The organism is Caballeronia arationis (genome assembly GCF_001544975.2).
GTDB classification, from domain to species: Bacteria; Pseudomonadota; Gammaproteobacteria; order Burkholderiales; family Burkholderiaceae; genus Caballeronia; species Caballeronia arationis.
Genome location: NZ_FCOG02000098.1, coordinates 1 through 22,598, shown reverse-complemented (window position 1 = coordinate 22,598; position 22,598 = coordinate 1). Strand labels below are relative to the sequence as shown.

Below are 22,598 nucleotides of genomic sequence, written 5' to 3'. Positions count from 1 at the left end.
GATTAGCGAATTTATTCTATCGGGCCGCAGTCGCAGCCGCCGTTATGTGGGGTGAAGTAGTTAAAAGCGCGTTTGACTTGTATCTACCAGCGTTAGCAAAGATGCTTGGATATGTACTCCCGGAAACACTAGAGGAAAGGCGACAATTCTGGGGCGAGCTAAATTACCAGATGCAATTCTTCGAGCCGATGCGGCCCGAAAAGTGGACAAAACTTTCCGCTGAAGGAAAGGGAGATGCCTCGACAGAAAACCAGGGAACGCTCGGTGATAAAGCAACAGAGAAAGGAGCCGAAAATGATGACGGTGAAGAATAACATCGGCTGGATACTGATGCCCAATATTGAGCTTGTTGACTCGGGGCGCTCATGATTAACGGGTCCACCATATGAACGGGACGGTGAAGCTAGACGGAATTCTGTAACGTTTCTTCTCGGCCGCACGCATCGTTGATACGCTGCGTCCTTCGTTTTAGGATAAGGGTTTCCAGGGCGTGTCCTGCCGCCGTAAAATGAGGAGTATGAGTGATAAACGAATAGCATTGAGGGCATTTCCTTATACGCAAGTGTCGCTACCACCGTTGTCACGTAACAAACGCATTGTTTCTGCGGCGATGCGTACGGTCGTGAATCCCTTCCAGATGGTTTCCGCGCCGGGTTCACCATCGCCCTTGCGAGCGAGGAATCCGCCCAGGCGTGCGATGAGTCGCAACACTTCATTGAGCTTGGATTGCGCCGGAGCACGGGTTTTCGTGAGCAGGTAGGCAGCGCGAATTTCATCGGGATCGAAGAACAGATGGGCGTCAAGATCGGGGGAGGTTCGCCCCAGCCGCGTCAAATGAGCCACCCGCCAGGCCACCACCAGAAACAGTGCTAACGCGCGCTCGAGCCGTTCGAACGTGCCCAACTGAAGCTCTTCGACGTGGCACCCGTTCTTCAGGATGTTGAACAGGATCTCGATTTCCCACCGCGCTCGATACCAGTCGATCAGTTCGATCGCCTCATCCAACGTGCTGGCCGCACGGTTGGTCAGCAAACGCCATTCGATCGGCTTGACGCCAGCAGGCGCGTCAAACTCGCGCGCGACCAGGCATGTCGCAACGATGCACTTGCCCTTGCTCGCGGGCAACTCGACGCGCTGCAGCCACAGGCGCTGGCGCACCGTGCGCGCTTTCACGCCTTGACGCGCGGCCATCGTGAAGGCGATTTCTCCCAACGCTTCGCCGCGCGTGGCGCGCTCCCACAGCCTATCGCCCTCGGGCAGGCTGCGGTTATGCGCAGCACGTACCAGCCAGTCGGCCGGGTTGCCCAGCGCATCTGCCCGCTCCATCAGCGCCATCAAATCCGCTTCGCGGTCTGCCACATACACCAGGCGGGTCGAGAGCAAATCCAGCGCCATTTCGGCGATGCGCTCGTAGCCTTCGATCCAACGCAAGCTTTCCTTCGGGCCGCCACGCTTTCCCGACTCGTCCTTCTTCTCGCGAGCCCACATCCACGCGTCCAGAATGCCCAACGGCTCGCGTTGCGGCGTCACCGCATAGGTCGGATGCAGATACAGGGCCCGCTGTGCTTCGTAAGTCAGCGGCCCCAGTCCCTGCGCCTCCTGACCATTGAAATCGAGCTCGATGGTGTCTTGCAGGCAAAGAAGGACAGGATGGGCTTGCATGCGCTTTTGCGTCTGCTGCCAATGCGGCTCCAGAATCGCATGCCACTCGATCTTGTCGTTGTCGAAGAAGCGGTACGCCGCCATCGTTTCGCCCCAGCCATGACATGCCTGAGGCACACTGGCCGTCGGGTCGGCCGCCATTCTTTCCATCAAAAGCCTCGCTCGCTTGTTCAGGCGCGCGTCGCCCAGGCCCAGTTGTCCGAATTCCGTTTGCGTCCAGGGTGTCGATTCGGTAACCAAGGCGTCCGCTCAAAAGCGGAGAGTAAACGCGATCCGCCGCTGATCCGCCGCCAGTTTACAAGCGCTGCTCTATCTCATTGAAAGTAAACAGGCTTTTTCGCGACCGGAACTCTCCGGTCAAGATCTGTATAACGAAATGCATTGAGGGTGTACGGCATAAAGGGAGGCCCTTGGCCTCCCCTTTGATATTATTACCAAGCGAGATATGAGGGACGTCCCTTCTCGTCATCGTCGAAAGCGAACATCAGTTTCTTCGGTGCGAGCCAGGTGACAAGATCAATCTGTTCTTGCGAGATAACGCCGGCCGTAATCGTGGATTGTGTCTTCCACTCGGTTAGCAGCTTGTTGTGTGCATTGTCGTTTTTGACCCAGCAGTCGTGGGGCAAGCTTACGATTGTGTAAAGAAAGAGGGTGAGCTTTTCAATCTCTCCGCGCGGAGGGATTTGATTTTCGGGAACGGTAAGCTCGATAACGTTGCCGTGGGCTTTATAGCGCGTCGTGCCGTGCGTCTTTTCCATCATGGAGGCGAAGGCTTGGCCAATCGCCTCTTGCTTGTCAGTAGTGGCGTAGAGCCACTCATTCGATTCAGTCTCATCCCAGCGGACGATTTTACCGGTGCGTTTAAACCCCGGCATCAACTCTTTTTGATTATATCCGGAACCGTGGTAAAGCAACTTGCTAGTCATGTTGTATTCGCGCAAAAGGGCATACGGGACAGGGGCGGGGTCCCCTGTCCCTTTTTTGTACGCCTGAAGACAAAGGAGTCAGATCACTTGGGTTTTGGTATGTCCGTTACGCGCGCGCTCGGCGCCGACTGTGGTCAGAAAACCAGTGATCACACTACTGCCATGCCCTCGCAGTGTCCTCTGTGAAAAAGGACACTAGGTCGGCATGGCGCCCCGATTCGACTGAAATGAGTACAAGGCTAGGATTGCCCCAGCCCAGCCGATTTATTCAGCCCAATTCCAGTTTTTGAAACTTTCGCTGCGGCTATAAATACGGGTTTCGACCGTTTTCTTAGTCAGTCCAAGACGGTCGGCCGCATCCCAGATACCGAGGTACTTGACTCCGTCGATAAGGACCGGGCGGGAGTTCGCCCTCCGATGCGCGACCGCGGCTGCACTAAGCTTTGCCTTCGTCTCTGAGGACAGGACACGACCTCTCGTTGCTGCAGAGATCTTCGCTTTGAACTCGTCCGAGTGAACGAAGCCGGTGAGTGATTGTCGCAGCTTCTCTCGATGCTCCGCGGTCACGGTCCTGTTTGCGGCTGCCGCACCTATCTTTGCTCGAGCCTCGTCCGTGTGCTTATATCCAAGCTCGCGAACCGATTCTCTAATACGGGCTCGAAGATCCTCCGACCTAGAAACGCCAAGCGTCGGAAACTGCGCATCGTTACCGCCACGATTAAAAACGTTGACGCCCTTCGATCTGTAGAAGCCGAGGAGGCTCGATTCTTCCTCGAAGATTCGTTCCGGTACTATCTGAACGAATTCGAACGCTATACTCGGATCATCATTAAAGGCCTCTTGCAGCGCATGGCACTGGTGCTTGCCTAGCTTCAGCGTGCTGATGTGCACTTTGCGACGCTGCTGATAGTTCCTCGTCGAGCCAATATAAACACCGGTGCGATGAAAGATGATGTAGACGCCAGACAATTCCGGGGGCGTTCCAATCTCGAAAATCTCTGACTGTTTCTCGACACACATTGCTGAAATCTCCTGACGGTTGATCAGGAAGGTAATATGTGTCTCAGGCGCTTTGCATTCGAATTGATTAATGCGCTTCCCATAAAAGACTGGCGTGAAGCAGATCCTTCTATCTCACGGGGAGACAACCGTTCTGATAGCGTTACCCTGCTTCCAGCGTCTGTGGGACGCTGACTCTTACGAAGGTGTGCAACTCTTCGCACAGAACGCAACAGTCTTCTACAGGCTGCGCACTGAGAGCGTGGCTCGATCAGCTGCATGGACGCACCGCACGGCGTCACACGCACGAGGCACAACTTCCTGGGATGCACCCAGGCATACCGGTACAGGAGGAGAAGTGGGCCTCCTGACAGTCCGCTGAGACAAGCGTTTCCGAAACCGGTGGTTCATTAAGGTCGACTGTTACCCTGAGCAACTAAAACAGCCAGTGAACAAAGGGATTCCCGTCCCTAGAGCGCACCATTTCGCTGTCTCACGACAGTGCACGTAGCGTCTCGCGACGGGTACGGCTGGATGCGCAGATCACTAACAACTACCCGAGGCTTTAGCGGGGTCTCGGTGCCACTCAGGATTTCGCAGGCGTTTCACCTGAGCATGGGTCCGGCCATCAGCGTTGCGCCTATGCCTTCTCCTTGCCGCGGACTTGCACCGCTCATCAGACAGTATCTAGACCATCAGTATCAACAAAAGCAGACTGAGTCTGCCTCGTCGCATACGATAAGGGTCTAGGCATTTTTTACTGGATCCGTCTTATTGCTGTCTGGAAGCGCAGCTGTGACGCCGTGCTTCTTTCGCCAAATCTCGAACTCGTGCTGCTCGCCCAGGTGTTCGATGAACGCTTCCGCGTCTGAGAGCTCCGTAATCTGACGCCTGAAACGCTGATTCTGTTGCGAGAGTCCTGCGTTGGCGACTTCGAGCATTTCGCAGATGTCTCGCCACTCTGCATCTGGCTTGACGCCCGGGAAGATCAATCGCGGCATGAACGACAGATCGATCGCGCATTCACCAAAAGAAATGCTCAGTGTCCAGCGCTCCCTTCCGTGATGAGTCACATTGGGCTCGTCAACTGTGGTGATTGCAAACGACTCGGTGATCTCCGTGACAACCTCTGCGGGCAGTCCCGGCTTCTCGGTCCACGGGATACAAACCAAATCGAAGTCCCGGGCGAGGCTGCCATGGATGGCGAGGGCCCAGCCATGCTTACGGGCAATCTCCGCCAACTGCGGGTAAAGGGCGCAGTACACCGGTCCGTAGTTTGCTGGTTTCATGCTGCACCTCCTTTGCCCGATCGAAGCTGCCAAAGGTCGTGGTCGGCCTGCAGGGCGAGCCACACCTCTGCGCGACCGCCCGTCTCCGCACCCAGCCACAACTCGATACGATTCGCCAGCTCGGCTGTGATCCGCGCTTTTCCATCCAGTACCGCCTGCAGATCGGGTTCGGCGAGACCGAGTACCGATGCGACTGCGGCCACCGTCATCCCTTTTGCGGGAATGATGTCTTCGCGCAGCGTCTCGCCCGGGTGTGGAGGATTGAACTGGCGCGGGCTAACGTCTAACGTCAGGGGCGGTGCCTTGGGATCAACCTCGACGGTCGACGAAGTTGCGCACGCCTCGCCTGGGAACGCGATGTTGAAGACGCCGGCGAGGGCACGATCAAGCTCTTGTCGCTTTTCCGGCGTAACGACGATGGGCGTACCGTCTGGGCGAAAGCAATAGTGGCCACCCTCACAGCCGATCGCGCTGCAACCGCCGGGCTTGCACGTCTCATTCTTCCTGGGCGCTTCAGCCAAACCCAACATCTTGCGCAGATCGCTCGCCAAAAGGTCGACTGTCCTGTCCCCTTCCAAGATGACGCCCATGATCCCGTCGCCCATGTCCGTCGTGTCATAGGCATCCAAGAACGCCTTGATGCGTTCGATGGCTTGCGCAGGCTTTGCTTCTTCGCCGCGCACTAGGCCTGAGCGAACGCCGGCATCGAAGATCTCTTGCTCCGTCGGCTTGCGCCGCTTCGTGACGTAGAACGCGCCATGGAAACCGCCGTAAGTCCTCGGCGTCAACAGAAGCGGATTGGGTGCGACTTCTTCGGCGTGCTTTCCCGGCACGGAATAAAATACGGAACCGATTGGGAAGTCGGTCCAGTGACCGAACCACTCGAGATGGGGACCGTACTCGTCGAGGTCCGTCAGTCTCGCAGCTGGGATCTGCGGATTCTTGTCTTGTGTTGTCATTGCCATCTGCTTGTTTCGTTGATTGAGGTGTTGGTTACTTCTCACCGTCACGAGGCATCGGGACCTCCGAGCCTTGTTTCCAGCGAACACCGCCGGCGGCCGCCATTACGGCACCCGAGATCGCTACGATCCCGGTTGAGAAGCTCATGCTGTCGAAGTGGTGGGAATGCAGCGTGTCGTAGAGCGTGAGTCCGAGGAACTCGAGGCCGCCCAGCATCACGAAGCCGTAGCCGATCAGGCGGGCGGGATCGACGTCACCATTCCAGTTGGTGAAGATGTCGCCAGCCGTCTTCTTGAGAAGGGCGCGGGCATTGGCCATGGTTACGAGGTTCTTGAGTGTTTGCCACATGGTCATTCTCCGAAGGGATATCCAAAGGATTCATCGACGGGACTGACCAAAAAAAAACAGTCCACGCGAAGCGAACTGTTCAAAGCAACGAATCCTAGATGTCCCAGTCCCAGTGGGTCGGGCACGACTGCTCTGCAGCGAGGCGTCGACGCGCCTCGTCAGAGATCACCACGGAGCAGGACTCCAGTGGTTGCAGTTGCGCCTTCGCCACTTGGTGGGAGACCGGTCGGGGTTGTTGCTGCATCGCCCTTCGCATGTAGTCGTGGAAGGACGCAAACACTGGCGTAGCACTGAACACTCGAACCATGGCGCTCTCCTTGTGGCTATGCGACCGTGAGCACCGAGCGATCACGAGCTTCTTCGACAGGTTCCTTAGCAAGGCGACCCAGCGTGTAGCCCATGTGAGCGATCGACACGACACAGCACAAGGTGGATACCATGAGTGCCGCGTACCAGTGGATGAGGAAAAGGCTGCCAAGCGAGATGACCGTGCAGCCACCGAACTGTGCGACCAGTTTCCAGACTGCCTTGCCGGTGAAGCGCTGATACGTGGCGTAACGCGCGTTGCGCACGAACACCGCCAGGCCGGTCTTGCTCTGGTACATCCAGATCAGGTACGGAGCTGTCAACGCGATCTGCATCGCGACGAGCGCGAGATAAACCGATTGAGCCGGTGAGAGATTGGTGAAGTTCGACTGGACGAACGAGAAAATAGTGTTCAGCATGAGAACGCTCCTGGTTAGAAATGAAACCAACGGCGGTAAAAGCGATCGATGACGCGCTGTTTGTCGTTCAGTGTTGAGACCGGAACGCCGCCGATCTTCAGACGCGGTCCCCAAGCCTCACGGGGGTTGAAGCGAGGCGTCGAGTGCGCCACTGCTCGCTTCGCCAGTTCGAGCTTCTTTTTCTGCGTGCGAACTTGCTTGGGCGTTTGCTGGTAGTTCTTCATCGATTGCCTCGTGCAAAAAGAAAAGGGCCACTACGATGAGTGGCCCTGGGGACGGTGCTATTCGTGAGCGGACTTATGTTTGCGCCCCGGATCCTTCTTGACGAACGCGCCGAAGAGGCGGATCGAAACTTCCGCGGCGGTCATAGTGTTTGGTTCTCGGGATTTATTTACAGCGGGCGCCTGAGCAGGTGCGGATATGGCTTTCAACGAATCGGCCGGCACCTTCCGGCCGAACACGATTGGAGGACGTTCCTTCATGGTCGCTCTCCGAGGATTACTTGGTGTCGTACTTGAAGGTTCCGCTGTAGATCGTCTTGACCGCCAAGCCGAACAGGAACCCGACGCCGACATAGCCGACTGCTTTTAGTGCTTTCTCCATTGCTACTCCTTGAGTTACTTGGGATCTTTCGTTTCGTTCTTCTTCGCTTCCTCGTCCTTACCGACCTTCAGCACGATCGGGAGGGAGAGGGCGAGCAACACGCCAGCGGCGAAGTAGCAGATCGCGGCACCGTTCGACATGCCATCGTTAAAGTCATCCATGATTCGTCCTTGTTTCAGAGAGCTCGGATGGCATCCAGGCGGCGGTAGTACTCGGCGACAAGGTGATATCCGTCCAGGTCGCAGGGATTGAATGCGATCTCGAGTGCTTTGGGCCACTTGTCCGTGCCATTCAGCTTGTCGAGTTCCTGCTCGATTTGCGCGAGCAAAGCGGCCGCGACATCCATCGCCTCGATCGTTTCTTCGGCACGGAGGAGTCGCTCCTCGGCTCGCGGCGGGCGCGGGTGGCACTCATCCTGAAGGTCGTGCAGGACCGCCTTCGCTTCGTGGATCGTGCGCAGCAGTTGGGCTTCGGTTTGCATGATGGTTATTGAATAGCGGTACGGTTGTCAGAGATAGCGCGCTGAAGATTGGCCATTGCGGCTTTGACCCATTCTTCCTCTTGAGCGGTGCGCCAGGTCAGCTTGTCGGCGATAAAGGGGATCACGAAAAAGCCCATGATCACGATCAGCGCAAGGACAAACAACAGCATTTCGCCGCTCATCGCCATCTGAATCAGCAGGTACTCGATCGCTGAAATTACTGCGTGCATCTTGTTTCTCCTTGCGTTGATGGATAGAGCCGGGTGAGCAAGCGCCCACCCCGTGCTCATCAAAGGTGACTGCTCTTACGAAGCGGTCGACTGGGTTTGTTGCGCCGGGGCGCTCTTGTCGCGGTTGAAGTACTGCTCGGCCTTCTGTACGACCTTGTAGGCGGCATAGCAGCCGAGGATGAAACCGGCTGCGCCGCCAAACGAACGTGCAAAGCTACCCATGACTTACTCCTTAGATTAGGATTACTACGATTGATGGTGGTGACGATTCCGAGGAACCGATTCAATTCAGGCAGCTTTCGCTTCGCCGCTGTTACCCTTGTTGAGCAGCTCCTGTGCGGCGGCGATCGACTTCTTCAGATCCTCTTCAGCTTGCTTCTTGCGCGCTTCGGGATCGTCGCTCTTCGCCGTGGCTTCCGGAGCTGCCTTCGCGTCGGCCGGCTTCGCTTCGTCTTTCTTGCCGTCGTCCGTCTTACCTTCGGTGGCCATTGCGTCGCTCTTCGGCGCTTCAGCCTTATCGCGGTTGGCGTACCAGTAGGCCGCGCCAGCCACAACGGCTGCGGCGCCGAGACCGATTGCTGCGTACTTCACGTTGTCTTCCGTGAAGATCGTCGACGAATCCTGGTTGGGAGTCGTCGTCGTGTTGCCGGTGTCGATGTTCTCTGCGTTTTCTTGAGCAGCGTCGAAAGCGAACTTAGCGAGGGATGCGAACATGGTGATTCTCCTTTTCAGTGGTTTGGAAGTTGAAATCAGATCCAAATTGGTTCTTGATTCACGCCGGGAATATATGTTTGAGTTTTTCTAGAATCGCTGTTTTAAGTCGAAAAAGAAAAGACGGCATAAAAAGCGAGCGCGAGGCTCGCATCCCTATGCCGTCTGCCAATACCGGAACTACTCGGGAAAACTACAAAATGGCGCGCCGCACGCGCTCCTGATACTTGCTCAGTTTCTGCTCTGTGTCGGCGGCTTGAGGAAAGAGAACGTAAAAACCGTCTCGCCCATTCCCCACTTCCTCACCGTCATTCATGTCCTTGCAGATTCCTTGCTGACACCGCACGATCGTGCCGCCGTCGTGCACGACGTCTTCCAGAACATCACGCAGTTGTTGCGGACCGTCATGGCGACGGTGTTGAAACGCATTGATCGCGATGAAGATCACGGCGCACGTTACGACGACCGGCGGGATGCGACGGCCCCGAATGGAAAACATGTTGCTCCTCAATGAGGCAGTTGTTTGGTGGTTATCGACCGGATCGGTCAATGCCTGAAGTATTGTCGGACGATGGCTGCGTCGCCATCTGCCTCATACCGCTCATAAGCTTCGATCCATGTCCAGACATGTGCGTCCATACCATCTGGGGAGTGGATTTCAATCGGGGCATTGGCTTTTGCTAGAACGAGGGAATTACGGAAGTCGATCGCCATAACTACCTCTATCAGAAAATCGCCGCGGACCAATCGGCCTGCGGTTGATACGCCTGCGGCTTCATCGCAGTGGTGTTTTTGAGAATCTGATCCGGAGCCGTGACGTCCTCAGCCTTTACCTGCGGCTCAACCTGATCCGGGTAATTGGCGCGCATGAACTTCAGATCGGCCGAGACGGCAGAATCGGTCAGTCCGAGCAATTCAGCCACTTCGCCGACTTTACAACCCGACTTATAAACGGCTGCGACGAGATGACGGCGTTCAGTAGTCTCGATGTAATACGAGTAAATCGGCGACTGGTCCAAAAACCAGCGTCGGAAGATTACGCCATTAACTTCACTCGTGACGAGCGTGTAGCGTCCGAAGTGAGTCATCTCAACGCGACCTCGGTGCGGTGGTTCACATTGAATTGCCTGTTGGGAAACACTGGCGAAGTATTCGAAGAGTGCGCTGAGCATGATAAGCAATGAAATGGGTTAGTGTCCGTCATTGGATTCGAATGGGTGGTGAGAATTACCCGGAATCTCAAGGTAGTGATATAGGTCTGAAAACGGCATAAATGCCAGAGAGGGAAACATCCCTCTCTGGCTTTCGATCGATTACTTCTGAATCGTCGAAACGTCGACGCCGGCCGCAGCCGCAGCCTGACTCGCGTCGGGAATCGGACCGTCCTCACTCACGACCTGTTCGGCCTTCGCCCAAAACTGTTTCCACAGAATCAGATACGCGCCGGTTTTGTAGAGGTAATACAAACCCGGAATCAGGGGAGCCCAGAATGGGATGGCGATCTTCAGCACGAAAAGCGCGACGAAGAAGGCGATCACCAGAACCCGCGTGGTGATGAGTGACGGTGCCAGCCCAATCTTGGCGGCCAAGCCTTGCAATTGGCTAACCGCCTGGGTCGCCTGCTGGTTGGCGCTGATCCACTGACCGATGCCGCTCGTAAACTGGAGCGCGATCATCGCACCGAACGCGCAAAGCAGAAGAAACATGAAACACCTCCATCGGTTTCGCAGGGAAGTCTGCATACGATGGGGTCCCGGAAAACTTTCGATTCGGGTTCGTTTCGGCTGTTTTTGGATGAAGCCATAACGGGTAAGGCTGAGCGCGCAACTTAAGCCCTAACTTGACACCACACGCTGGAACTAAGTAAGATTCCGTCCTTTTGCCGGACGGTAGGGTTTACGTGGTAACCAGCAGGCTTCAGCGCAACGTGGATCAGGGGTTACGTGAGCGCGCGCATATCTTCTTCGACAGCAAGGGACGGGTTCAGCGGCACAGCGCACAGGAGGAGAACGAGCTCGTCGGGCAGTTCTTGGAGCTGTTCGAGCTGGCCGAGCGGCTGCGCAAACACGTCGGTGATGTGCTCACCTTGCGTGAGAATCCCCATAGCGGCATTCGATTTGTCCCTTCTTCCAGGCTGACATTACTCGTTCGCAGCTGGTTGAATATCAACGTCCATCTCGCGCACCAGCTTTTCCCGCAGCATCGGTTTCATCCTCTCATCGAGATATTCATGAGACGGGTACCGATCTTTCACGAATATCGGTTCTTCATTTTCTCGCCGGGTTCGGTGCCCAATGATATTCTCGAGCAAATCGTCTCTAAGGTGAATTTCACCCTGGTCGAAATCCGCAAAGAACTGGCAAGCCAGGACGCCAAAAAAGCGGCAGGGGAGTTTATCCGGCCAGTGAACAAGAATCACAAGAGCCTGTCCGATTATGTCGACGCGCTCGTAGAGGAACACGGCGCAATGCAGGCGGTCCGCCTTGATCTTGGTTATACCGAACGCATCACGTATTCATCGCGAACCGCACGGAAAATCTCTTTTGACGAAACGGGAAATCACCGGAAGAAACTGCTTGTACACATGCGCCGTTGGTTTCCAGAGAATATGCTGGGCTATTCGTGGAAGCTGGAACACGGCCTTCAAAGTTCTTACCGGTATCATTGGCTCTTTTTCTTTCCGGCCAAGACTTTACGCAGCGATGTCGAAATCGCGAAATTGATTGGCGAGCAATGGGCGAGCAGTATTACAGAAGGGAAGGGTGCGTATTTCAACTGGAACGATTCAGTGGGCGGTGAAGTCAGACGACCGGGAACGGGAAAGGTCGCGTCTTCGACAGCATTGAAAAATCCGATTCAGTACATGACGAAACTCGATCGATATATCAAGCTGAGTGTTCCAGCAGGGGGCGGACATTTGATAAAGGGAATACGCCGAGAAGCGAGCACGCGGCGTAAAGTCCGGGGGCCGTGCCCCCAAAGACCCTAGATATCGATACGTTATCGTTAAAAACCATGATTCCCAGATCGATGCGATTCGATCTCTGCAAGCCGGCACGCCAGGCTTTGTCGATCTCTCTCTCTTCCTGCTCATTGGTCCGAAGGCGCGTGCAAGGGTACGGAAGCGATGGGCGCCATGGACTTCAGTCGATGCGGTGGCTAGCAAGCCCGAGGGAGAGTCGCCGGCGATTCAGGACATTTGAGGCGGTCGGTCGTGTCCCGTGTTGCTCTGCTGCGGCGGCATGCATATCGGGCAGGAAGTGACGCCGAGTGCACCCTCTCGCATCGAAATCGGGACAGTGGCTTTGCCCGCCATGGTCCTGCAAGATCGCCAATGGAGGAGCGACGTCGTCGGGTCGAACAAAAAGGGGGGGTGGTTCTTTAAATACTCCACGAATTTGTCATGAAACGGTGATTCGCCGTCACATGAAACTGTTCCGTCACAGGACATACCAATGACCATCGAACCGGCTAGGACCTGCCAGTCCGCGTGCATTGACGGGGCACTACCGAGCCTGGCGAGAATAGTAATCTTCTCTTCAGCCTGATGTTCAATAAACGGAACGGCTATGTTAGGAAATGGCAAGAACCAGCGATTGTAAAAAACATCCTTATCTGTATCGACGGGATAATCGGCGACTAATTCGTAGGTAAGCCAAAAAACAAATTTGCCTGAAGTTCGAACTTTCGTCGTCTCGGCAGGAACGTTGATATAAATTCGTGCCCCTCGTGTTTTTATGCCCTGGCGTTTGTCCTGTTCTGCAAGTAGGGCAGCGTCTTGTAGGGTTGCCGATAGCCACCGACAAAGCTCCTCATGGAGGATTTGAGGAGACGGGTTCACGCGCTCGCGTCTCTGTTTAAAAAACGTCTCCACCCAAAGTTCTACGTACTTTTTAACCGCTGCACCCACGATAAAAGCAACGCCGCCAAGAATGAAGGTCAGCAATTCGGGATCAAGCGTCAACCTGTACGCCTGGAAAATCTCCCCCGCGTGCTCAGTCTCGGGGTCTATAACCTCGGCACCGATTTCCACAAAATCCGGTCCGAGGGGACAGGATTTTTGTGCACTCTCCGCGATGCCGAGGAAGGCGGTCCCACTGTACTCGAAATGGATTTTCTTCATGCGCCCCTCCGATAGCCGACAAGTTTGAATCGCCCCGTGGCTGAACTGCCCTCGGTCAAGTAAACCTATTAAAGCGAAGGTGTCGGGATGATTCAACAACTATCGGCGAAGCCGCGGTTGCGGGCCTACCGGAAGCAATCCGGCGCGAAGGCCGTGGAAGGCCTTTGCGGTGCTCGGATCGTGCGCAGGGCGGTTTAAGGACCCTACGTCGAGGGACGCGCGCTGGTCAGCACGACGGCGTGGGCGTGCAGATTGCTCTGTACTGTCTACAATGAACCTATCCCTGCCAGGGCGGGCGCTGCAAGTGCCTCGTGGGCAAGTGCCAGACGCCCGACCGGTTTTTCGGAGAGGTTTTGCGACGATTCGACGAGGCCAAAGCGTTGCCGCACGCGGAGACGAATGATGCGCGTTTTCTATCTAATAGATCCGGTGGCGCGAACCGTTGAAAAGGTCCGAGATGGTTTTGACCGGGCGGCCGATATCTTGGGCGGGGAAGAGCATGACCTGACCACGCTCTGGACTCACTCGTTCGACCCTGATTCGTCAGTCGATATTCTCGTGGTTGATGAAGGGGCGCTTGACGAACCTTGGTCCCAATCCTTCTTTAGCTTTCGATTTACTTGCGGCGGTAAAACATCTGAGCGGATCTTTGCGGGCAAGGGCATCGTTGGCGCAGGCGGCGAAATTCCCGAGGACATTGCAAAGCAACTCCGGACGCTTGAGGCTGCAAGTGGTGCGGTGAGTTTTCTCACTCAGCGCGCAGCCTACGCGTCGCGCGCTGAACACGCAGGTGAAGCATCAACCGATCGCAGCGTTGTCCATCTTCACGAGCATCTGAAGGAGCGGGCGGGCGCTTCTGCTGGCAGAGTACGGGTGCAAAGGGCGGGCGTTTCGCCGGCTCAAAATCCCAAGACGCCTGCTCGGCGCGAACAGAAATAGGTCTTTTGCTATTCGGCCACGCGTCCACTCGGACCACCTCGAAGGCCGAAGACCGAAGAGGCGGCATAAAACCCGAGCCGAAGCCCGGGCGTCTATACCAGTCTTTGGCACACAGAGTGCACTTCACGGATTCGAACCGCCTCCCGTCGCTAGCTCCGCGCCTCACCAGCCGAAGTGGTACGAACCTGACGTTGCTACCCTAAATTTTTTTTGGCCGCGTCGGATGGGGCGCGCGGTGAGCGGGTACGGCGCCTATTGTAGACGTCATCTTTTAACTCGGCCCTGCAGTTAAGTTTGGCCGTTGCTCGGGCATCAACGTAACGCTTAATACGGACTGGTCACTCGGGTGGGACACACCGAATGCCTTCCAGTAGTCTTCACGCCTCCTCACGCACTGCCTTGTCCTCATCGAGCACAAAGACACGCAGCTGACTGAAGTGCTAACGTGCGATTGGATACATTCTCAAATAAAAATCGACCGGTCGATCGGCGCAGGGAGCCTATCGTTTGTGAATGGCGCTTGCGGCGAACATCAGCGAGACCGAATGACTGGAGACAAAGCAAAAGTCATGAGACGAGTCAAACGGTTGGTTAGCGGTTCAGCGATATTTTTCCTGGCGGCGTGTGGACAATTCGTCACACCGGACGAGCCGGGTCGCGACGCGATTGGCCTCCAGGTAAGCACTCAGTTGCCGCCGCGCCCAGATGATCACCCAGGCCCGTATAAGATTTCCCGCGGAACGGGATGCTCATTGTGGCATCATTTTCCCTCGGGTGAGGAAAATATCGAGTGTTCGGGTGCGCCTCGCGACTTTATAGCCGTAACGGTCGCATTCGCGACCGACCGGGAGAAGGCTGGGCCTTCCACGTTTGGTTCCACACGCTCGAGCGCGATCAGTTACGGCAACGTCGATGTAAGTATCCCACGTGACCACCGAATGGGCCGACTTGAAACGCCATCGTGGTGGCATCTGAGATTTGAGCAAGAGCCGCAGTTTGACGTGATGGTTCTGCGGACGAGAAATATGTCGTCGGCTGAATTTTTTTCCACTTTACGAACCGACGTCTCTAAGGCACCCACAAAAAGTCTGCTCGTATTTGTCCACGGCTTTAACGTCGGCTTCCAGGACGCAGCGCGGCGGACAGCGCAGATGGCATATGACCTTGGGTTTAAAGGCATTCCTGTTTTTTTCAGCTGGCCGTCTCAAGATCAACTAGTGAGCTATATGGCGGATGAGCAAGCGATTGTTGACACCGAGCCGCATCTTCTACAATTTTTGCGTGATGTGCTCAAGCAGTCGGGCGCTGACAACATCTACCTTATCGCACACAGCATGGGAACTCGGGGCCTCACACATGCACTAATGGCGCTGGCGCAAACGGACGTCAAAGAAGTAAGGCGGATCAAGGAAGTGATCCTTGCCGCGCCGGATATCGGCGCAATCGAGTTTAACGAGCAGATCGCGCCAGCCCTGCGGACGCTCGGTGCGCCGATTACTCTCTACGCGTCCTCTAACGATCGCGCGCTGGCGGCGTCTAAGCGGCTTCATGGCGGTGCACGTGCCGGAGAATCTGGCGAGCATTTGATCGTCACCAATGGCATCGAGACGGTCGACGCATCGGACACCGACACGGACCTCATCGGGCACTCGTATTATGGCGACAGGCGTAGCGTGTTGGCCGACATGTGGTATCTGATCAATGGCCAGCTGCCAGCTGCCAAGCGTTGTTGCTTGCAGGGGAAACCGTCTCAAGATGCACCGAAGTACTGGGTCTTCGTTAAATAGTAGGCTTGGCCTCCGCAATACAACGAACGTGGCCCAGCCACGGTCGCTTACGTGTACCTGTAGACTAGTCGTCATCCGAGTTCAGTGCACCGCCCGATCGTCTCATGTCAGGCCGTAAAGGGACAGCCTACGCCCTAGCCACTGCAGGGTCGCCAAAAGCGTGGGCGTGCAGATTGCTTTACCATCTACTCATGCTCCCTACCGGCCACTCCTCATCGGCGGGTTTGCCGACGGCTCGACCAGGTCTGGGGCGCATCTTGCCGCACTCGGAGACGAATGATGCGCGTTTTCTATCTGATGGATCCGGTGGCGCGAACCGTTGAAAAGGTCCAGGTTAATCGAAAAATGTCTTCAGCGCGACGGCATCCCAATAGGCATTGTGCTGAATCGCCCCTGGGATGTTGTTCGGCCACGCATCCACACGCACCACTTCGAATGTGATGCCTGGAATGTTGATCATCGTGCCCGGGCCGGTAATCAACTCCTGACAGAAATACCTGATGTCGTCCGGCCAGTCCGCGATGACGTGCGGTGCGGAATCACCGGCGAAGAACTGCTGGAGATAGTTCGCCGTGGTGGGCATGTAATAGCCTTCCGGGCCCAGCTTCACGGAGGGATCGCGTTGATCGGACCAGTTCGCGAGGTTGATGCCTACATGCGTCGGCACATTGCACAGCACCGGCACGACGTTCTCCGCCACCCAGTCGGTGTAACTCGGCAGCTGAGGATGGACAAGATACAAGCCGACGCCGTCTTCACGCACGAGGCCTAGCGAGATCAAATCGCCGCCGAACGAGTTGAACTCTGTGTCTAAATAGAAGGTTGCCATTTACTCCCCTTTCTTTGACCAGTTCGGGAATTGCGGACTTTTGATTCTTTTCTGAACCAAAAAACGCAGAAACATTCAAAGCGCGCGCAGCAGCCAATCCGGAGGCGTAGTCGACGCCGTCGATACAGACAGCCCGAGCTGCCCCGGACGGCTTTCCTCGGTGACTTTCCGCCATGCGTGCTTTTGTTTCGTCGGTATGGCCGACTCCCAATCTGAGTACGCGTAGCCGTGCTTTCTCCGATTCCGAACTTTCTCGCAACTGACGGGACCGAGCTATCTTCTGTCGCGTCTCGTCAGAATGCCTCTTGCCTACCCAGTGCGTGTGACCTATTGCCGAGGACCTTGCATCGGTCGCCATGTTGAACAGACAGCCGCTCGCCCCCCACGAGTCGAGCATCGCTTGCTCTATCGCATAGGCTTCGTCCCGATCAGTAGCTAGATGCACATCGATCAGAATGTGTGGGTCGGAAGCAAAGGCAGCCCGAAGAGCGTGGTTCTGATGGGCACCACGTCTAAGTTGCGACAGATGGTTCGCTTCACGCCGGCGGTAGTCACCAGTGCTGCCCACGTACACGTTTCCCGTTGCCAAGTGCGTGATTGCGTAGGCAGCAAATAATTTCTCGCTGCTCATGATGCTCCTTAATAGCGTCCCGGACTGATGTGGCAGCACAGGCGATTGCTCCAGCGCCGGTTCTTATGCTTCGCTCCCAGCTTAGTGCGCTTGAACCGCACCTCAAGCGTCTTTACTTTGCTGAAGTCGAAGTTGACGATGCAGTAGACGCCGACGTTATGTCGCGGCGCCCGCTTGCCCATAGCGATAACTTTCAGCCAGCGCTTATTGTTTCTGACGATCATGGCTTCGTGTTCCAGTGGACGGCGTCGCAGCGGCCGGTGAAAACCGCCCACGCGAGCCGAAGCCTTTGTCGGAAGAACAGTCCCTGAAAGCCGAGCGGGCGCGCCGGTACCCAGCGACCGGACTGCTGCGTCAGCATGGTGGTCGCGTGCTCGCAGAGCTGCTGAACGGAGAACAGGTTGGGCGTATTCATGTTGTTCGTCTCATGCTTGAATGAAAGGGGGTCGACCACAAGGTCGTTCAGAGCATGAAACGAAGCAGCAAAAAAATACCGGCATAAGAGGGTCGGGGATAGCACCCCCGACCCTCCATACAGAACGAGGTTACTGGACCTCGTCGCCAAACACTTTCTCACCGCCACAAAGCAGCGTCGTCCATGCGATCGATGACACAACCGCGTCCTTGAAGTCGTGTGCCGCCATCGTGATTTCTTCGGCGCAGTCTGTCGGCAAGCCCTGGTAGTAAAAGAAGTCACCGATCGGCCCTACACGCAGGTCCTCCGCGTCGTAGCCGTCCGAGTCTTCAAAGAACTTCCATTCGCCCCAGTCCGCCCCGTAGTTGCTCGTTTGTCTCCACGCTGCTTTCTCGTAGCGTTTGACATCCTCCAGCGCCGTCAAAACGGCCTTGCCGGTCTGAACGACCTCAGCTTGCGACAACTCCGGCAGCTCACTTCCGTGCAGGGTCGCGACGTGCTGGTAGTGCTTCTGACGGGGACCCCATACATGCTTCATGTGATCGTTCGTTTTCGGGCCTGGCACCTGGATCTTTTTGATGACTTCCTCAGCGTAGCGTTCCACAGCCTCAACTTTCGGCGGGTGCTGCGACTCGTAGAACTTCTCGATATCTTCCTGAGCTTTGCGCAGCTCCTTGTTGAAGCGGTCGAACTCACCATTGCTGTTCTGCGCGTGATCAAGCATATCGACGAGCTTCTTGGCGTTGTCCATGGCCACGATCGGCTTAACAATTTTGCCGTTGACGACCAACTCGTTGAGGTCCTTCTTGCCGAGCTTGATAGGACGGTGGCTGTAGTGCTTGGCGACCCATTGCTCGTTCGCAATCGTATCGCGGACAAGGGCCTCAATCTTGTCCATCTTCCACCAGATGTTCTTCAGATCATCGTTGCGGATAGGACCGACCTTCTTCGAGAACAGGTCATGGATGAACTCCATGAAGCCCTCCACCGCAACCTTCTGGCCTGGCTCGACTTGTGGACGATAATCTTCCATGGCCGCCACCAGCCCTTGTCTTTGTAGTTGTCGCATGCGTCACCCGAAAAAAAAAGAGAAGTCACATACGATTGCCGGGGCACGCAGCCCCGACTACATCGATTAATTGGACGCCATGATCCGCACCGCTTCCATCCTGTCGACTTGCTTCTCGACGAGCCTTGCGTACTGGCGACGGAACTTCGGCGTCTCTGAGTGGTAAGCGCCAACCGCCTTCCAGTTGTTGCCGTGTGCATCCATCTTCCGACGCAATAACCAAGCGCCTGTATAGATGTTCTTGCACTCGTTCATCAAGTCTTTGCGCTTCACGCCATACTTCTTCAGCTCGCGCAGGTGAATCGAGTTAATCTGCATCATGCCCAGGTCGACCGTCCCGTTTCGATTTCGGTTGACCGCACGCGGGTTGTTGCCGCTCTCGACTCTGGCGATCGCGCGCAAGACAGTGGGGCTGACATGATGGACTTTGCCCGCGCTGTCAAAGCAGTCCGCGCGACAGGTCGTTGTTGCGAAAGCCAGTACGAGGAGAGCGAGGAAAATTCTGAGTGTCGTTGCTACCATCTTTCTGGTTATTCCTTTTGTTGTCGTTCAAAATGAACAAAGCCGCCCGAAGGCGGCTGTTGTCGATGTATGTTGCTGCTTACCCCTGCGGCGCTGTCTCTTCTGCGATCTTGTGGGCGGTCCAATCCCAGTAGCCGCTGATCGTCTCGTGCTGCTCAACGGCCTGGCGCCACATCTGACGCGAGATGACGGGGTGTTCGCCGTCGCCTTCCGGGTTGTATTTGTCGTCAAGCGCACCGCCGGGAAGGCCACAGTCCTCCTCCATCGCGCTCATCTGATCGACAGAGAACGGCGCCATCACCGCCTGATCCAGCGGGATCTCCACTTCGAGGATGCGCTTCAGCTCCACGTCGCAGTCGTCACAGTGCTCGCCGTCGTGCATCCCGCTGATCAACCAGGATTGCTGTTCCACGTCCCAACGAGCAGTTGCATCTTTAGAGACGTTTTCGCCGCCGCAATGCGGGCAAACCATCTTGTATCGAGTCGTCATTTTGCTTTCTCGTTAATCATTCACCGTAGGTTCTTCGCTGCATCGACTAGCCTGACGAGATCGTTCAGTCGCTGATGTGCGTCGGCGACGCCGACGTGCGCGCTGAACTCTTGCGTTGCCGACAGCGGGACATGAGAGCGTCCCGGGACTGCTGCAAAGCCCTTATGGCTCACGGGGTCACCGTCCTCATTGACCACATCGATTCTGATAATGATGCGATAAGTCACGCGGCGTTCTCCATTTCTTCAAGTGCCGGAACCGTTGCCTTCGTCTTAAGCGGGCTTGATACCAGGGTTCAAGGGTTGCGCCGCGTCTGATAGCTTTGCCGGTTCCCTCGCTTCGTCGTTAGCGGCAGCGATCCCCAGGGACTTCTGTTCCTCGATGCTCTGACGGCTGAAGGCGTGGTCCTCCGGAACGTCGTACGGCTTCGTCGCATCGACTACGGTCTTGATGATGCGGGCAATCTTCTTCATAGCTCTTGACCTCGTAAGGGAAGTAATTCGGGTTTCGGTTGACTTGCGAATTAACACAAGCTTCTTACTGGAACGAAAAGCGCGAAAGAACGTGCAGTTCCATCACGCGGAAGGACATGCGGTCGTCTCTGTGGCATCGCTTGCCTTAGCCAGCGCTTCGATCGCAGCGGCGTCTCGGACTGCCCGCAAGTTCGCCAAGTGCGCCAGATAGGATGCAGCTCCCGCGTCGCTGTCACGGAAGTCTGGATAAATCAACTCGTCCCATTGCTGAACGAAGCGAGGATCGTTGAACCAGTTGCGCGTGTGGAAGAAGAACCGGGCGATAAGAGCCGAAGCGCCTTTCACCACAAGGTCGTGCGGCGTGTCGGGGATCATCGTGTAGCTGCCGAAGTCCAGCAACTCCGGCTTGTAATCCGGCACTCCTCTGAAGTAGAGGTGCGTTGCGCCCGTCTTTGCGTCAACGGAGACCATCGCATGCAGGTTCTCCGGCGAGATCGCGAGAGACGTCACCGGCTTTTTCCGCAGGCGCAGCTTGTCGGACTCGAACACGCCGATGTTTGGCAGATTGCGTTTGCCCAGATCGCGAATGATGTCGACCATTAGGTCTTGCTCGCGATAATTCTCCAGTCGGAAGATTTCCATTACACCCCTCCCTGCGCGTTCCAGCCAACGAGTTCTTCGGCGCCGGTCATGTGCCTCCAGTTTTCACGCGCGCCATAGCGCTCGCGCGCCAGCGCTGCATCGGCTGGGTCGTTGAGATCGTAGACAACCTCGTCGTATGCGCCAGCTACGTGACGCGCCCACGGATCAACCAACCAGCGTCCGTCAAGGATGGCGAAATCGTGACCGCCCGGATGCCATTCCTTTCTCGCGAAATCGCAATCTGGATTGGCCTCGTTGGTAAAGCCAAAGATCTGAGTGTGTGACGGAAAGCGGCGATAGACCTGCATCGCGTAGTGCGTGCATCGCACGGCATCCGTGCCGTCCGGGAACTGCGACTCCACGCCTCCCATCGGCTTTCCGTGTCGGACGTAGTACTCCGTCATCTGCGTCGGCGTGAAGATCTTGCCCTTTTCATCGACATAGCGGATGCCGAGTGCCGTTTCGTGTCCGAAGAACTCTTCGATGACGCGCTTATCAAGATGCAATTTCATTGTGTTGTTCCTTGTTAGAAATGCTTAATAGAAATCATGTGCTTCACCTTGTTTCACCTTCTAGGAAAAGCACATGACGCAAGTTGTTTCCAAGCACCCGTATCGCCGTCGCAAGGACAAGCATGATTCCCGCGACCACAAATACCACCTGCACCTGACCGCGCCGCTTCCGCCGGAGACGCTACCTCGTCGCGTGGACCTTCGTTCGTTATGTTCGCCAATCGAGAACCAGGGTGATCTCGGTTCCTGCACGGGTCACGCCATCGTGGGCGCGCTGGAGTACGAAGAAAACGTTCAGCAAGAGCAGGTGGTGCAGCTCTCGCGTTTGTTCGTCTACTACAACGAGCGTGCGATCGAAGGCACGATCTACGAAGACGCTGGCGCAGAGATTCGCGACGGCATCAAGGCGATCGCCCAGTACGGTGTGGCCAAGGAAGATCTATGGCCATACGACCCGAGCCAGTTCACGATCAAGCCGTCGCTTGAGGCCTACACCGACGCGATGAATCGCCGCGCGCTGCAGTACCAGAGCGTTGCGCAGAACCTCGACGCAATCACGCATTGCCTCGCCGTGTTCAAGCGCCCGATCGTGATGGGCATTCAGGTCTTCGAGAGTTTCGAATCGGAGGAAGTGGCTCGTACCGGCGTGGTGCCGATGCCGCAAGTGGGCTACGAGCAGTGTCTGGGCGGACACGCGGTGCTGTGTGTGGGATACGACCTCGACAAGGAGGTCTTCATCTTCCGCAACAGCTGGGGACCGGAATGGGGCGATGCGGGGTACTTCTACCTGCCGTTCAACTACGTGCTGAACGCGAACCTGGCCGAAGACTTCTGGATTATTCAGAAGATCAGCTGATGCACTCAAGAGTGCCGAGTTCGGCACAGTCTTGGGGTTATGTGGCCAGTCGGAACATCTCGAAGGTGTCAGGGTCCTGCCTTTCGGCGATGAATTTCGCGAAGAAATTGGTTTTGGCGCTATTCACGAGAAATTCGGGCAGGCATTGTCGTAGTGCACTGGCGACAACCAACTCCGATGGAGGGATGCCGGGACGGATGGTGCGCAGCCAGGATCCAAAGGAACTCCAGACGAGTGAAGGGAATACCGCTGCCAGGTACTGAAGCAGTCCCTGGCAGACGATGCCAGCCTGAATGAAGACGTGATAAGCGTGGGTCTTGCGCTTGACGGCGTCGCGGTACTCGGGCGACTCGCGATGAAGGTATTGATCGCCGTT

Annotated in this window: 34 protein-coding genes and 2 pseudogenes; 5 read left to right on the top strand and 31 right to left on the bottom strand. The window is 56.2% G+C overall.

The window, feature by feature from the left end:
* Window positions 1-314: pseudogene (locus tag AWB81_RS45955) on the top strand (hypothetical protein); the annotation flags it as partial.
* Between the two features lie 238 nt (window positions 315-552).
* Here the strand turns inward: AWB81_RS45955 and AWB81_RS31940 are convergent.
* The 18 genes from AWB81_RS31940 to AWB81_RS31870 all read right to left on the bottom strand — a co-directional run bounded on the left by AWB81_RS31940 (window position 553) and on the right by AWB81_RS31870 (window position 10,640).
* Window positions 553-1,902, bottom strand: a complete 1,350-nt coding sequence (locus AWB81_RS31940; RefSeq protein WP_087135326.1) for an IS4 family transposase — start codon at window positions 1,900-1,902, stop codon at window positions 553-555.
* A gap of 191 nt (window positions 1,903-2,093) precedes the next feature.
* Window positions 2,094-2,588 (bottom strand): hypothetical protein, encoded by a 495-nt coding sequence (locus tag AWB81_RS31935; RefSeq protein WP_062641110.1) that lies wholly within the window; start codon window positions 2,586-2,588, stop codon window positions 2,094-2,096.
* Between the two features lie 264 nt (window positions 2,589-2,852).
* Window positions 2,853-3,608, bottom strand: coding sequence for an NUMOD3 domain-containing DNA-binding protein (locus tag AWB81_RS31930; protein WP_062641108.1), 756 nt, complete (start codon window positions 3,606-3,608; stop codon window positions 2,853-2,855).
* 725 nt (window positions 3,609-4,333) lie between these two features.
* Window positions 4,334-4,876 carry a hypothetical protein gene (locus AWB81_RS31925; RefSeq protein WP_062641106.1) on the bottom strand — a complete coding sequence of 181 codons (543 nt, stop codon included), beginning with the start codon at window positions 4,874-4,876 and terminating at the stop codon, window positions 4,334-4,336.
* Window positions 4,873-5,835, bottom strand: a complete 963-nt coding sequence (locus AWB81_RS48545) for a HigA family addiction module antitoxin (protein ID WP_327372826.1) — start codon at window positions 5,833-5,835, stop codon at window positions 4,873-4,875. The genes AWB81_RS31925 and AWB81_RS48545 overlap by 4 nt, the downstream gene beginning before the upstream one ends.
* Before the next feature lie 34 nt (window positions 5,836-5,869).
* Window positions 5,870-6,184, bottom strand: coding sequence for a hypothetical protein (locus tag AWB81_RS31915; RefSeq protein WP_062641104.1), 315 nt, complete (start codon window positions 6,182-6,184; stop codon window positions 5,870-5,872).
* Window positions 6,185-6,507: 323 nt separating this feature from the next.
* Window positions 6,508-6,909, bottom strand: a complete 402-nt coding sequence (locus tag AWB81_RS31905) for a hypothetical protein (protein WP_062641099.1) — start codon at window positions 6,907-6,909, stop codon at window positions 6,508-6,510.
* A gap of 14 nt (window positions 6,910-6,923) precedes the next feature.
* Window positions 6,924-7,133, bottom strand: a complete 210-nt coding sequence (locus AWB81_RS31900) for a hypothetical protein (RefSeq protein ID WP_062641098.1) — start codon at window positions 7,131-7,133, stop codon at window positions 6,924-6,926.
* A gap of 57 nt (window positions 7,134-7,190) precedes the next feature.
* Window positions 7,191-7,391, bottom strand: a complete 201-nt coding sequence (locus AWB81_RS45010; protein WP_144444225.1) for a hypothetical protein — start codon at window positions 7,389-7,391, stop codon at window positions 7,191-7,193.
* A 135-nt stretch (window positions 7,392-7,526) separates the two neighbouring features.
* The gene (locus AWB81_RS45950) at window positions 7,527-7,673 is read right to left on the bottom strand and encodes a hypothetical protein (protein WP_159938967.1); all 147 of its coding nucleotides are present in this window, start codon (window positions 7,671-7,673) and stop codon (window positions 7,527-7,529) included.
* 14 nt (window positions 7,674-7,687) lie between these two features.
* Window positions 7,688-7,993, bottom strand: coding sequence for a hypothetical protein (locus AWB81_RS31895; protein WP_062641096.1), 306 nt, complete (start codon window positions 7,991-7,993; stop codon window positions 7,688-7,690).
* A 5-nt stretch (window positions 7,994-7,998) separates the two neighbouring features.
* Window positions 7,999-8,223 carry a hypothetical protein gene (locus AWB81_RS31890; RefSeq protein WP_062641094.1) on the bottom strand — a complete coding sequence of 75 codons (225 nt, stop codon included), beginning with the start codon at window positions 8,221-8,223 and terminating at the stop codon, window positions 7,999-8,001.
* 75 nt (window positions 8,224-8,298) lie between these two features.
* A complete protein-coding gene (locus tag AWB81_RS45945) occupies window positions 8,299-8,445 on the bottom strand; it encodes a hypothetical protein (RefSeq protein WP_159938966.1) in 147 nt (48 codons plus the stop codon).
* Between the two features lie 66 nt (window positions 8,446-8,511).
* Window positions 8,512-8,982 (bottom strand): hypothetical protein, encoded by a 471-nt coding sequence (locus AWB81_RS31885; RefSeq protein WP_144444224.1) that lies wholly within the window; start codon window positions 8,980-8,982, stop codon window positions 8,512-8,514.
* Window positions 8,983-9,127: 145 nt separating this feature from the next.
* The gene (locus AWB81_RS31880) at window positions 9,128-9,382 is read right to left on the bottom strand and encodes a hypothetical protein (protein WP_159938965.1); all 255 of its coding nucleotides are present in this window, start codon (window positions 9,380-9,382) and stop codon (window positions 9,128-9,130) included.
* A 98-nt stretch (window positions 9,383-9,480) separates the two neighbouring features.
* Complete coding sequence (locus AWB81_RS45940) at window positions 9,481-9,648, bottom strand: hypothetical protein (protein WP_159938964.1); 168 nt, start codon at window positions 9,646-9,648, stop codon at window positions 9,481-9,483.
* Between the two features lie 11 nt (window positions 9,649-9,659).
* Window positions 9,660-10,022, bottom strand: a complete 363-nt coding sequence (locus tag AWB81_RS31875; RefSeq protein ID WP_062641088.1) for a hypothetical protein — start codon at window positions 10,020-10,022, stop codon at window positions 9,660-9,662.
* A 225-nt stretch (window positions 10,023-10,247) separates the two neighbouring features.
* Window positions 10,248-10,640 carry a hypothetical protein gene (locus AWB81_RS31870; protein WP_062641087.1) on the bottom strand — a complete coding sequence of 131 codons (393 nt, stop codon included), beginning with the start codon at window positions 10,638-10,640 and terminating at the stop codon, window positions 10,248-10,250.
* 194 nt (window positions 10,641-10,834) lie between these two features.
* Between AWB81_RS31870 and AWB81_RS31865 the strand changes: the two genes are divergently transcribed.
* Entirely contained in the window at window positions 10,835-11,923 is a 1,089-nt protein-coding gene (locus AWB81_RS31865) for a YagK/YfjJ domain-containing protein (RefSeq protein ID WP_144444222.1), read from the top strand.
* 201 nt (window positions 11,924-12,124) lie between these two features.
* Here the strand turns inward: AWB81_RS31865 and AWB81_RS31860 are convergent, their stop codons facing one another.
* Complete coding sequence (locus AWB81_RS31860; RefSeq protein ID WP_062641083.1) at window positions 12,125-13,057, bottom strand: hypothetical protein; 933 nt, start codon at window positions 13,055-13,057, stop codon at window positions 12,125-12,127.
* A gap of 399 nt (window positions 13,058-13,456) precedes the next feature.
* Here AWB81_RS31860 and AWB81_RS31855 point away from each other — a divergent pair, with 399 nt between their 5' ends.
* Entirely contained in the window at window positions 13,457-13,996 is a 540-nt protein-coding gene (locus tag AWB81_RS31855) for a hypothetical protein (RefSeq protein ID WP_144444221.1), read from the top strand.
* A 938-nt stretch (window positions 13,997-14,934) separates the two neighbouring features.
* Window positions 14,935-15,783, top strand: a complete 849-nt coding sequence (locus AWB81_RS31850; RefSeq protein ID WP_235026006.1) for an alpha/beta hydrolase — start codon at window positions 14,935-14,937, stop codon at window positions 15,781-15,783.
* Window positions 15,784-16,117: 334 nt separating this feature from the next.
* Here the strand turns inward: AWB81_RS31850 and AWB81_RS31845 are convergent, their stop codons facing one another.
* The 11 genes from AWB81_RS31845 to AWB81_RS31795 all read right to left on the bottom strand — a co-directional run bounded on the left by AWB81_RS31845 (window position 16,118) and on the right by AWB81_RS31795 (window position 21,366).
* A complete protein-coding gene (locus tag AWB81_RS31845) occupies window positions 16,118-16,612 on the bottom strand; it encodes a hypothetical protein (protein WP_062641079.1) in 495 nt (164 codons plus the stop codon).
* Entirely contained in the window at window positions 16,539-17,243 is a 705-nt protein-coding gene (locus tag AWB81_RS48885) for an NUMOD3 domain-containing DNA-binding protein (RefSeq protein WP_087135323.1), read from the bottom strand. The genes AWB81_RS31845 and AWB81_RS48885 overlap by 74 nt, the downstream gene beginning before the upstream one ends.
* Window positions 17,244-17,251: 8 nt before the next feature.
* Window positions 17,252-17,467 (bottom strand): hypothetical protein, encoded by a 216-nt coding sequence (locus AWB81_RS31835; RefSeq protein ID WP_062641077.1) that lies wholly within the window; start codon window positions 17,465-17,467, stop codon window positions 17,252-17,254.
* The gene (locus tag AWB81_RS31830) at window positions 17,464-17,658 is read right to left on the bottom strand and encodes a hypothetical protein (RefSeq protein WP_144444220.1); all 195 of its coding nucleotides are present in this window, start codon (window positions 17,656-17,658) and stop codon (window positions 17,464-17,466) included. Before AWB81_RS31830 ends, AWB81_RS31835 begins: the two co-directional genes overlap by 4 nt.
* A 130-nt stretch (window positions 17,659-17,788) precedes the next feature.
* A complete protein-coding gene (locus AWB81_RS31825) occupies window positions 17,789-18,727 on the bottom strand; it encodes a hypothetical protein (RefSeq protein WP_144444219.1) in 939 nt (312 codons plus the stop codon).
* 66 nt (window positions 18,728-18,793) lie between these two features.
* Window positions 18,794-19,249, bottom strand: a complete 456-nt coding sequence (locus tag AWB81_RS31820; protein ID WP_062641071.1) for a lytic transglycosylase domain-containing protein — start codon at window positions 19,247-19,249, stop codon at window positions 18,794-18,796.
* Window positions 19,250-19,328: 79 nt separating this feature from the next.
* Window positions 19,329-19,739, bottom strand: a complete 411-nt coding sequence (locus AWB81_RS31815; RefSeq protein WP_062641069.1) for a hypothetical protein — start codon at window positions 19,737-19,739, stop codon at window positions 19,329-19,331.
* A 20-nt stretch (window positions 19,740-19,759) separates the two neighbouring features.
* A complete protein-coding gene (locus AWB81_RS31810; protein ID WP_062641067.1) occupies window positions 19,760-19,966 on the bottom strand; it encodes a hypothetical protein in 207 nt (68 codons plus the stop codon).
* Window positions 19,967-20,011: 45 nt separating this feature from the next.
* Window positions 20,012-20,212 (bottom strand): hypothetical protein, encoded by a 201-nt coding sequence (locus AWB81_RS31805; protein ID WP_062641065.1) that lies wholly within the window; start codon window positions 20,210-20,212, stop codon window positions 20,012-20,014.
* Between the two features lie 102 nt (window positions 20,213-20,314).
* Entirely contained in the window at window positions 20,315-20,854 is a 540-nt protein-coding gene (locus tag AWB81_RS31800) for a hypothetical protein (protein ID WP_062641063.1), read from the bottom strand.
* Window positions 20,854-21,366: a hypothetical protein gene (locus tag AWB81_RS31795; RefSeq protein ID WP_062641061.1), complete on the bottom strand. Its 513-nt coding sequence runs from the start codon at window positions 21,364-21,366 to the stop codon at window positions 20,854-20,856. Before AWB81_RS31795 ends, AWB81_RS31800 begins: the two co-directional genes overlap by 1 nt.
* Window positions 21,367-21,439: 73 nt before the next feature.
* Between AWB81_RS31795 and AWB81_RS31790 the strand changes: the two genes are divergently transcribed.
* A complete protein-coding gene (locus AWB81_RS31790) occupies window positions 21,440-22,222 on the top strand; it encodes a C1 family peptidase (RefSeq protein ID WP_062641059.1) in 783 nt (260 codons plus the stop codon).
* Between the two features lie 37 nt (window positions 22,223-22,259).
* Here AWB81_RS31790 and AWB81_RS45935 read toward each other — a convergent pair.
* A pseudogene (locus tag AWB81_RS45935) lies at window positions 22,260-22,598 on the bottom strand (IS4-like element ISCku4 family transposase); the annotation flags it as partial.

Bases quoted from the DNA above. Each gene is read 5' to 3' on its own strand.
- AWB81_RS45940 (WP_159938964.1), bottom strand. From the start codon at position 9,648: ATGGCGATCGACTTCCGTAATTCCCTCGTTCTAGCAAAAGCCAATGCC.
- AWB81_RS31905 (WP_062641099.1), bottom strand. From the start codon at position 6,909: ATGCTGAACACTATTTTCTCGTTCGTCCAGTCGAACTTCACCAATCTC.
- AWB81_RS31870 (WP_062641087.1), bottom strand. From the start codon at position 10,640: ATGTTTCTTCTGCTTTGCGCGTTCGGTGCGATGATCGCGCTCCAGTTT.
- AWB81_RS31845 (WP_062641079.1), bottom strand. From the start codon at position 16,612: ATGGCAACCTTCTATTTAGACACAGAGTTCAACTCGTTCGGCGGCGAT.
- AWB81_RS31850 (WP_235026006.1), top strand. From the start codon at position 14,935: ATGGGCCGACTTGAAACGCCATCGTGGTGGCATCTGAGATTTGAGCAA.
- AWB81_RS31820 (WP_062641071.1), bottom strand. From the start codon at position 19,249: ATGGTAGCAACGACACTCAGAATTTTCCTCGCTCTCCTCGTACTGGCT.
- AWB81_RS31790 (WP_062641059.1), top strand. From the start codon at position 21,440: ATGACGCAAGTTGTTTCCAAGCACCCGTATCGCCGTCGCAAGGACAAG.
- AWB81_RS48545 (WP_327372826.1), bottom strand. From the start codon at position 5,835: ATGACAACACAAGACAAGAATCCGCAGATCCCAGCTGCGAGACTGACG.
- AWB81_RS45010 (WP_144444225.1), bottom strand. From the start codon at position 7,391: ATGAAGGAACGTCCTCCAATCGTGTTCGGCCGGAAGGTGCCGGCCGAT.
- AWB81_RS31855 (WP_144444221.1), top strand. From the start codon at position 13,457: ATGATGCGCGTTTTCTATCTAATAGATCCGGTGGCGCGAACCGTTGAA.
- AWB81_RS31800 (WP_062641063.1), bottom strand. From the start codon at position 20,854: ATGGAAATCTTCCGACTGGAGAATTATCGCGAGCAAGACCTAATGGTC.
- AWB81_RS45950 (WP_159938967.1), bottom strand. From the start codon at position 7,673: ATGGATGACTTTAACGATGGCATGTCGAACGGTGCCGCGATCTGCTAC.
- AWB81_RS48885 (WP_087135323.1), bottom strand. From the start codon at position 17,243: ATGAGCAGCGAGAAATTATTTGCTGCCTACGCAATCACGCACTTGGCA.
- AWB81_RS31835 (WP_062641077.1), bottom strand. From the start codon at position 17,467: ATGATCGTCAGAAACAATAAGCGCTGGCTGAAAGTTATCGCTATGGGC.
- AWB81_RS45945 (WP_159938966.1), bottom strand. From the start codon at position 8,445: ATGGGTAGCTTTGCACGTTCGTTTGGCGGCGCAGCCGGTTTCATCCTC.
- AWB81_RS31890 (WP_062641094.1), bottom strand. From the start codon at position 8,223: ATGCACGCAGTAATTTCAGCGATCGAGTACCTGCTGATTCAGATGGCG.
- AWB81_RS31830 (WP_144444220.1), bottom strand. From the start codon at position 17,658: ATGAATACGCCCAACCTGTTCTCCGTTCAGCAGCTCTGCGAGCACGCG.
- AWB81_RS31915 (WP_062641104.1), bottom strand. From the start codon at position 6,184: ATGTGGCAAACACTCAAGAACCTCGTAACCATGGCCAATGCCCGCGCC.
- AWB81_RS31825 (WP_144444219.1), bottom strand. From the start codon at position 18,727: ATGCGACAACTACAAAGACAAGGGCTGGTGGCGGCCATGGAAGATTAT.
- AWB81_RS31795 (WP_062641061.1), bottom strand. From the start codon at position 21,366: ATGAAATTGCATCTTGATAAGCGCGTCATCGAAGAGTTCTTCGGACAC.
- AWB81_RS31930 (WP_062641108.1), bottom strand. From the start codon at position 3,608: ATGTGTGTCGAGAAACAGTCAGAGATTTTCGAGATTGGAACGCCCCCG.
- AWB81_RS31935 (WP_062641110.1), bottom strand. From the start codon at position 2,588: ATGACTAGCAAGTTGCTTTACCACGGTTCCGGATATAATCAAAAAGAG.
- AWB81_RS31860 (WP_062641083.1), bottom strand. From the start codon at position 13,057: ATGAAGAAAATCCATTTCGAGTACAGTGGGACCGCCTTCCTCGGCATC.
- AWB81_RS31925 (WP_062641106.1), bottom strand. From the start codon at position 4,876: ATGAAACCAGCAAACTACGGACCGGTGTACTGCGCCCTTTACCCGCAG.
- AWB81_RS31805 (WP_062641065.1), bottom strand. From the start codon at position 20,212: ATGAAGAAGATTGCCCGCATCATCAAGACCGTAGTCGATGCGACGAAG.
- AWB81_RS31895 (WP_062641096.1), bottom strand. From the start codon at position 7,993: ATGCAAACCGAAGCCCAACTGCTGCGCACGATCCACGAAGCGAAGGCG.
- AWB81_RS31900 (WP_062641098.1), bottom strand. From the start codon at position 7,133: ATGAAGAACTACCAGCAAACGCCCAAGCAAGTTCGCACGCAGAAAAAG.
- AWB81_RS31815 (WP_062641069.1), bottom strand. From the start codon at position 19,739: ATGACGACTCGATACAAGATGGTTTGCCCGCATTGCGGCGGCGAAAAC.
- AWB81_RS31875 (WP_062641088.1), bottom strand. From the start codon at position 10,022: ATGACTCACTTCGGACGCTACACGCTCGTCACGAGTGAAGTTAATGGC.